General features: G+C 59.6%; 11 protein-coding genes. 6 read left to right on the plus strand and 5 right to left on the minus strand.

Going from position 1 to position 8,078, the window contains the following annotated elements; all coding sequences use genetic code 11:
• The first annotated feature begins 79 nt into the window (after positions 1–79).
• The 6 genes from CPY51_RS17020 (at position 80) to CPY51_RS17045 (ending at position 5,197) form a co-directional block, all read left to right on the plus strand.
• Complete coding sequence (locus CPY51_RS17020; RefSeq protein WP_111161387.1) at positions 80–1,075, plus strand: RluA family pseudouridine synthase; 996 nt, start codon at positions 80–82, stop codon at positions 1,073–1,075.
• On the plus strand, positions 1,072–1,725 hold the full coding sequence (locus CPY51_RS17025) for an HAD-IA family hydrolase (protein WP_111161388.1): 654 nt from the start codon (positions 1,072–1,074) through the stop codon (positions 1,723–1,725). The genes CPY51_RS17020 and CPY51_RS17025 overlap by 4 nt, the downstream gene beginning before the upstream one ends.
• A 9-nt stretch (positions 1,726–1,734) precedes the next feature.
• Positions 1,735–2,520 (plus strand): ATP12 family chaperone protein, encoded by a 786-nt coding sequence (locus CPY51_RS17030; RefSeq protein ID WP_111161389.1) that lies wholly within the window; start codon positions 1,735–1,737, stop codon positions 2,518–2,520.
• 57 nt (positions 2,521–2,577) lie between these two features.
• Positions 2,578–3,063 (plus strand): hypothetical protein, encoded by a 486-nt coding sequence (locus CPY51_RS17035; RefSeq protein WP_244598701.1) that lies wholly within the window; start codon positions 2,578–2,580, stop codon positions 3,061–3,063.
• Between the two features lie 94 nt (positions 3,064–3,157).
• Complete coding sequence (locus CPY51_RS17040) at positions 3,158–4,690, plus strand: acyl-CoA carboxylase subunit beta (RefSeq protein ID WP_111161390.1); 1,533 nt, start codon at positions 3,158–3,160, stop codon at positions 4,688–4,690.
• Positions 4,691–4,801: 111 nt separating this feature from the next.
• Entirely contained in the window at positions 4,802–5,197 is a 396-nt protein-coding gene (locus CPY51_RS17045; RefSeq protein ID WP_111161391.1) for a DoxX family protein, read from the plus strand.
• A gap of 13 nt (positions 5,198–5,210) precedes the next feature.
• On the opposite strand, the gene sugE is transcribed toward CPY51_RS17045, so the two are convergent.
• From sugE to CPY51_RS17070, 5 genes are all read right to left on the minus strand, one after another.
• Positions 5,211–5,525 carry a quaternary ammonium compound efflux SMR transporter SugE gene (gene sugE, locus CPY51_RS17050; RefSeq protein ID WP_111161392.1) on the minus strand — a complete coding sequence of 105 codons (315 nt, stop codon included), beginning with the start codon at positions 5,523–5,525 and terminating at the stop codon, positions 5,211–5,213.
• A 126-nt stretch (positions 5,526–5,651) separates the two neighbouring features.
• A complete protein-coding gene (gene fghA / locus CPY51_RS17055) occupies positions 5,652–6,485 on the minus strand; it encodes an S-formylglutathione hydrolase (RefSeq protein WP_111161393.1) in 834 nt (277 codons plus the stop codon).
• Positions 6,482–6,949 (minus strand): YaiI/YqxD family protein, encoded by a 468-nt coding sequence (locus CPY51_RS17060; protein WP_111161394.1) that lies wholly within the window; start codon positions 6,947–6,949, stop codon positions 6,482–6,484. The genes fghA and CPY51_RS17060 overlap by 4 nt, the downstream gene beginning before the upstream one ends.
• Positions 6,950–7,052: 103 nt before the next feature.
• Entirely contained in the window at positions 7,053–7,628 is a 576-nt protein-coding gene (gene gfa, locus CPY51_RS17065) for an S-(hydroxymethyl)glutathione synthase (RefSeq protein WP_111161395.1), read from the minus strand.
• 103 nt (positions 7,629–7,731) lie between these two features.
• Positions 7,732–8,078, minus strand: a 347-nt coding sequence (locus tag CPY51_RS17070; protein WP_146260101.1) for a zinc-binding dehydrogenase, incomplete at its 5' end; no start/stop codon positions are given.

Consider the following 8,078-nt stretch of genomic DNA (forward strand, 5'->3'; position numbering starts at 1 on the left):
TTTCCACTTTGCGGCAAAATGCTCTAAAGCGACCTGAAAAGGCTGGCTTTGCCGTGCCTGACAGTTTGAAAGAAGAAGTATGGCCGGAATTGAACACATCATGGTCGAGCCGGACGAATCCGGCATGCGCCTCGACCGCTGGTTCAAGGTGCATTTTCCCGGTCTCGGTTTCGGGCAGCTGCAGAAGCTGCTTCGCTCGGGCCAAGTGCGCGTCGACGGCGGGCGGGTGAAGACCGATGCCCGCGTGCAGCCGGGGCAGGTGGTTCGTATCCCGCCGATGGATGTCGATGCGAAAGTCGTCAAGGGCGGTCCGATCAGCGGCGGCGATCTGAAATATTCCGATGACGACGAGCTGCTTACGCGCATGCTGCTGCACGAAGACGAAAAGGTCTTCGTACTCAACAAGCCGGCAGGCCTCGCGGTCCAAGGTGGGTCCGGCCTTCACCGTCATCTCGACAAGATGCTGGAAGCATGGACCAGCAAGAAGGGCGAGAAGCCGCGCCTGGTCCATCGTCTCGATCGCGATACGTCGGGCGTGCTCGTTGTGGCGCGAACGCGTGGCGCTGCGCAGAAGTTGACCGCCGCCTTCCGCGAGCGCGATACAAAGAAGACCTACTGGGCGCTGGTCAAGGGCGTGCCGCGCAAGCATGAAGACAAGATCTCGACCTGGCTGGTCAAGGAAGCGACGCCTGATGGAGACCGCATGCGGGTCGCCAAGCACGGCGAGGACGGCGCCGATCACGCTATTACCTATTACCGCGTCCTTGAGATGGCGGCACAGAGCCTCGCCTGGCTCGAGATGGAGCCCTATACCGGTCGTACGCACCAGCTGCGCGTCCACGCGTTGCATATGGGTCATCCGATCATTGGCGATCCGAAATATTTCGAGGACGATCCCAATTGGGACTTTCCGGGCGGCGTCCAGAAGCGGCTGCACCTGCATGCTCGCCACATCGACATCCCGCACCCGAATGGCGGGCGTCTGCGCATTACCGCACCGCTGCCGCCGCATATGGTGCAGACCTGGAATCTTCTGGGCCTCGACCTGTCCGGCGTTGAACGGGACGGCAAATGAAACTCGTTCTCTTCGATTGCGATGGCACGCTTGTCGATAGCGCCCGGCTGATCCACGAGGTCATGGCACGCACCTTCGTGGCTTTCGGCCACAAGCGCCCCGACCTGGCACTGACGAAGTCGATCATTGGCCTTTCTCTCGATATCGCCATTGCTCGCATGCTGGGAAAGCCGCATGTCGACGACGAGGCGGTGGCGATGACGGCGCACTACAAGTCCATCTACGTCGACGTCCGCGGCGAAGCCGATATGGACACGCCGCTCTTCGACGGCATCAAACCGCTGATCGAAGCGCTCATTGGCCGCAAGGAACTCCTGATCGGCGCCGTGACCGGCAAGTCTCGTCGCGGGCTGACGCAAATTCTCGACATGCATCAGTTCGCGCAGCACTTTGTGGTGTCGCGCACGGCGGACGATTGCCCTTCGAAGCCGCACCCGGCGATGGTAACGGAATGCTGTAGCGAGACCGGCGTTGACCCGCATGATACGATCGTCATCGGCGATGCGATCTTCGATATGCAGATGGCAAAGTCCGCAGGCGCAACGGCTATCGGCGTCGCCTGGGGTTATGCCGCCATCGAGGATTTGCTCGCCAATGGCGCAGATGCGATCGCGCATCATCCGAACGATCTTTTGAGCCACATTGTTTAAGGTGACGCCATGCGCGACCTTCTGACCGATTTCACAGAAAACCTGAGCGATCCGGATCCCGTACGCCGGGCACAGATCGCCATGAAGAAGCCGCTGCCGAAGCGGTTCTACAAGGAAGTTGGTATTCGGGAGGGCGAAGCCGGCTTTGCGATCGAGCTTGACGGCAAGACCGTCAAGACGCCGGCGCGCAGACCTTTGGCCGTGCCGACCGAGGCGCTGGCCTTGCTCGTTGCCGCCGAATGGGAGCGGCAGGTCGACGTCATCAATCCGACGATCATGCCCGTGACGCGTCTGGTCAACACGGCGCTTGACGGCGTGGCCGACGACCGCGAACCGGTCTTTCAGGAAATCGTCCGATTTTCGAACAGCGACCTGCTCTGCTACCGGGCGGACGCGCCGGAGAAACTCGTCGAGCGACAGTCGCTACGCTGGGGGTCAGTAGTCGATTGGGTCCAGGATCGTATCGGTGTACGGTTCATTCTGGTCGAAGGTGTCATTCATCGGGAGCAACCGGTGGAGACGCTGGCGGCTTTCGCGGCGGCGTTGCGCAAATATGATTCAGCGCTGGAATTGGCGAGCTTGCATACCGTCACATCGCTGACAGGCTCGGCGCTCCTTGCCTTCGCATTCGCGGAAGGTCGATTGACGCCTGACGAGGTCTGGTCGGTGGCGCACCTCGATGAGGACTGGACGAATGAGCAGTGGGGCAGCGATGCCGCGGCGGAACATCGTCGAGCTGCGCGGTTTGTGGAGTTTCAGGCAGCGACCGACATTTTTTCAACGGTTCAGCCCTAATACTGTTGATTTGCAAGCCGTTATAGCGAAGGTTACCGTTCATAGACGGGCGGAACCATGACGGGGAATAGAATAGTGCTTTGGCTGATGCCGCGGACATGGCGTATCCTTACGGGATGCCTGGCGCTGACCGCTTGCTCGCAATTTTCGTCACTCAAGCCGCCACCTGATCCGGTCTATGACGTGCGCAGTGCCGTTGTCGTTTCCGGGCCGGGAATTGCGCCGGCGCTTCTCACTGCAACCAACGATCGCATCAACGCGGCGATTGCGGCGACAACTCACAATACGACCCTGCCATCAGTCGTACTGACCGTTCATGTCGTCCAGGTCGAGAAGGCGCAAGGCTTCCAGCACGATCGCAACACTGCAAAGATCAACATCGATGCGACGTCGGTAGACACTGGTTCGGTCATTGCCGTCGCTTCCCTCGAAACCACGACATTTTCCCCCGATACCAGCATTGTCGATGATCTGATGGCGGAAGATATCGCCGCTCGTATTCGCTCTACCTTTGCGCTGAAGACGCCGCCGCTGGGCAGCTGATGCCAGAGAAATCCGGCAGGTACCGGCTTCATTCGCCCCCTTCAAAGGCTGCAGTCCACGTGCTAAGCCGGGTAAGTGACGAAGGGAATTTTCCATGAAAGAAGTGCTTCACGAACTGGAACGCCGGCGCGAAATCGCCGGGCTTGGCGGCGGTCAGGCGCGTATCGACGCGCAGCATAAGCGCGGCAAGCTGACGGCTCGCGAGCGCATCGAGCTTTTTCTCGATGAAGGCTCGTTCGAGGAATTCGGCATGTTCGTGGAGCACCGCTCCAGCGACTTCGGCATGGAGAAGAACAAGATCGCGGGTGACGGCATCGTTACCGGCTGGGGAACGGTCAGCGGCCGCACCGTTTTTGTCTTCGCCAAGGATTTCACTGTTTTCGGCGGGTCTCTTTCCGAAGCGCATGCGGAAAAGATCATCAAGGTTCAGGAGATGGCGCTCAAGAACCGCGCGCCGATCATCGGGATCTATGACGCGGGCGGCGCCCGCATCCAGGAGGGGGTCGCGGCGCTCGGTGGCTATGCCGAGGTGTTCCAGCGCAACGTATTGTCGTCAGGCGTCATTCCGCAGATTTCGGTCATCATGGGACCGTGCGCCGGCGGCGACGTCTATTCGCCTGCGATGACGGACTTCATCTTCATGGTGCGCGACACCTCCTATATGTTCGTGACAGGTCCGGATGTCGTGAAAACCGTGACCAACGAGACGGTGACCGCCGAGCAGCTTGGCGGCGCATCGATCCACACGACGAAGTCCTCGATCGCCGATGCCGCCTTCGACAACGATATCGATACCCTGCTGCAGGTGCGCAGGCTCATCGACTTCCTGCCACTGTCGAATACCGCGCCTGTGCCGGAGATCGAATGCTACCAGTCTGTCACCGAGATGGACATGTCGCTCGACACGCTGATCCCGGCGAACGCCAATAAGCCCTACGACATCAAGGAATTGATCCTCAAGACGGTGGATGAAGGCGATTTCTTCGAAATACAGGCGAGTTTTGCCAAGAACATCGTCTGCGGCTTTGGTCGGGTCGAGGGCTCGACGGTCGGTTTCGTCGCCAATCAGCCGATGGTGCTTGCGGGCGTGCTCGACAGCGACGCGTCGCGCAAGGCCGCGCGCTTTGTCCGCTTCTGCGATTGCTTCAACATTCCGATCGTCACCTTCGTCGACGTGCCGGGATTCTTGCCGGGGACGGCGCAGGAGTATGGCGGATTGATCAAACATGGCGCCAAGCTGCTCTTCGCCTATGCGGAGGCGACAGTGCCGAAGATGACGGTCATCACCCGCAAGGCGTTCGGTGGCGCTTACGACGTCATGGCATCGAAGCACCTGCGAGGCGACATCAACTACGCATGGCCAACGGCGCAGATCGCCGTAATGGGTGCCAAGGGGGCCGTCGAGATCATCTTCCGCAAGGACATCGCGGACGCTGACAAGATCGCGGCACATACCAAGATGTACGAGGATCGCTTTCTATCGCCCTTCGTCGCTGCCGAACGGGGCTATGTCGATGAGGTGATCATGCCGCATTCCACTCGAAAGCGCATTTCGCGGGGCCTCAAGATGCTGCGCAACAAGGATCTCTCCAATCCCTGGAAGAAGCACGACAATATCCCGCTGTGACCAGAAGTCGCGGATTTTACACGAAAAATTGATGAGCTGTCAGAAGCTGTGTCTTCACGCCTGCAAGTGTGCAGGCTAACGGTGGGCGGGAGCCTAAAACTGGAGAATCGCATGGCACTTTCGGACCGCTTGAACCAATACCAACCCTACGCACTGACCGTGCTTCGTATCGTGACCGCACTTCAATACATCGAACACGGTACGCAGAAGCTTTTCAATTTCCCCGCAAGTGCCCAGGCGGCAACCGGAAGCCTGCCGCCGCTAATCCTGACGGCCGGTATCCTTGAGGCCTTGGGCGGCTTGCTATTGCTCCTCGGTCTTTTCACCCGTCCGGTGGCGTTCATCCTCGCCGGCCAGATGGCTTTTGCCTATTTCATGGCGCATTTTCCGCGCGATTTCTTCCCGGCAAACAACGGCGGCGACGCTGCTATCTCGTTCTGCTTCATCTTCCTGTACCTGGTATTCGCTGGTCCGGGCCTTCTGGCTATCGATAACCGCCAGAAGTAACCATTGGCCGGGCTCAGGCAGTCAGCTTGAGGCCGGCAATTCCAAGGACGATCAGGCCGATACAGGTGAGCCTGACGGCGGTGGCGGGGTCGCCCAGCAGCCATATGCCAACGAGAACGGTTCCAACGGTGCCGATGCCTGTCCAGACCGCATAAGCAGTGCCCATCGGTAGCGTTTTAACGGCCAAGCCGAGAAGCACGACGCTGATTACCATTGAAATGACGGTGAGAACCGTCGGCATGGGCTTCGAGAAGCCTTCGGTGAACTTCAAGCCGACCGCCCAGCCGACCTCGAACAGACCAGCCACAAAAAGCAGAAACCAAGCCATAAAACGCTCCATCCAAAAGAGCGAGGCCGTCCCCGCGGTGTGGTACGAACGCAAGGTTCGCTGCAGCCGTCTGCCAGGTCGGATTTATATCTTGTCCGGCTCCGGTTCAAGATCGTATCGAGGATATCAGCTCAAACGATCAGCATGCCATTTCAAATGCTCGTCCATAAATGTCGAGATGAAAAAGTAGGAGTGGTCGTAGCGCTCGTGCATGCGCAGCGTGAGTTCGATGCCGGTTCCTTTGATTGCCTCCTCGAACAACCATGGGCGCAGGCCGGTTTCGAGATAGGCGTCGGCCTTGCCCTGGTCGATGAGAAACTCCGGAAAGCGGGCACCGTCGTTGACCAGAGCGCAGGCATCATATTGCCGCCAGCTTGATCGGTCGTCGCCCAGATATTTCTCGAATGCACCCACCGACCAGTCTGCGGTCGACGGCTCGACGATCGGTGCGAAGGCGCTGCAGCTCCTGAAGCGGTCAGGATTTTTCAGGGCGATCGTCATGGCGCCGTGGCCGCCCATGGAGTGACCGAAGATGCCCTGGCGGCTCATGTCGATGCGAAAATGCTGGCTGACGAAGGCTGGGAGTTCTTCGGTGACGTAGGTGTACATCCGGAAATTGGTCGACCATGGCGTCTCGGTGGCGTCGACATAGAAGCCGGCGCCTTTGCCCATCTGCCAGTTGGTCAGCTCGTCCGGCACATCGTTGCCGCGCGGGCTGGTGTCGGGGCAGACGATGATCAGCCCGAGCTCTGCCGCCATGCGCCGGTATTCGCCCTTGTCCATGACATTGGCATGGGTGCAGGTCAGGCCGGACAGATACCATACGACGGGGCAGGGCTCACGGATCGCCTGTGGCGGTACAAAGACGGCAAACGTCATCTCGCACTGGCAGGCCTCGGATTCATGCGAATACACGCCCTGCATGCCGCCGAAGGCGGTGCTCTGGGAAAGAACTTTCATGGTCGTTCTCCGGTCGGTGGTGCGTAGGCCTTGGCCCGTCGGCACAGGCGGTCGAAGGTTTCGAGAAAGCTCGAGCGGTCGCGGGGGCTGAAGGCCGCGTTGTAGCCTTTGCTTTCACCGGTTTCGCGCAGATGGGCGCCGAGATCGCGCATCGCCGTCGCCATGCCGATATTGGCCTGATCGAAGACCCGCCCCGTCGGACCTGTCACCAGAGCGCCGGTGGCGACGCAGCGTCCCGCAAGCGGCACATCGGCGGTAATGACGACATCGCCCGGGCCGCAATGCTCGGCGATCCAATTGTCGGCGGCGTCAAACCCGTTTGAGACAATGACGTTTTTTACCATCGGGTCGCGCGACGGCCGCAGGCCTGAATTGGCGACAAGGGTCACCTCCATCCCATGCCGCTCGGCAACCTTCAGGATTTCCGGCTTTACCGGGCAGGCATCTGCATCGACATAAATCATTCGTTCGCAATCAGGTTCGACGGAGGGCACTGCGCATCTATGCGCCACGCAGTGCGATTGATTGTTTCACTCCTTAAATCAATTTCGATTCAGAGCGTTATAGCTATTCTCTAAGAGTTCCGGCTTTTTTCGCCACCCAAGTGGAGATGACGTCCATCAGGGTCGGCGAGAGGCAGTCGTAGGGTTCAAGGTGAAGCTCCCGCAGCCGGGAACGCACGCCTGCCATGGCGGAGGGCGGGGTACCGGTCTCGATGATCGACGAGACGAAAGCCGCAAAGGTCGGTTCCGGCCAGCCGCTTTCCTGGAAGCGCTCGGGATGGATGAAGTCCAGGCCCTTGAAGGCATGGTCGCGCTCGACGGGACCGTACATATGGACTCCGCATTTCGTGCATGCATGGCGTCTGATCAGCGCCTCGGGATCGACGATCTTCAGTTTGTCGCCGTTTTCGAGAACGGTGACATTTTCATGCGATGTGACGGCGACGACCGAGAATGTGGCTCCCGCTGGCTTCCAGCATTTGGAACAGCCGCATGCGTGATTGTGCGCGATCGCTCCCTTGATCGCGACTTTGACAGGACGGTCGGTGCAGGCGCAGACGAGCGTCCCACCCTTGAAATTGGCCTGCCCCGGCTTCACTCCCTGGTCGAGCGCCGGATGTATCGATACTTGACTTGGCATGTTCAGCTCCTCCTCCTTAGCTGCCCACGGCCCCCAAATCAGGTTCGATTTGCGAAAAGACCGTTGGCCATTTCAAAGTAGCGCCACGCTTGCTGCATCCTCCTCAGTAAAGCACGACGCTTCGAATGCTCTCGCCGGAATGCATCAGCTCGAAACCTTTGTTGATGTCTTCGAGCGGCATCGTATGGGTAATCATCGGGTCGATCTGGATCTTGCCTTCCATGTACCAGTCGACGATTTTCGGTACGTCGGTGCGGCCACGTGCGCCGCCGAAGGCCGTGCCCATCCAGGTGCGGCCAGTGACGAGCTGGAACGGGCGGGTGGAAATTTCCTGGCCGGCGCCGGCAACGCCGATGACCACGGATTTGCCCCAGCCGCGATGCGATGCCTCAAGCGCCTGGCGCATGACCCTGGTATTGCCGGTGCAGTCGAATGTGTAGTCAGCGCCGC

The sequence above is a fragment of the Arminella tubonensis genome (assembly GCF_003240585.1).
Taxonomy (GTDB): Bacteria; Pseudomonadota; Alphaproteobacteria; order Rhizobiales; family Rhizobiaceae; genus Rhizobium; species Rhizobium tubonense.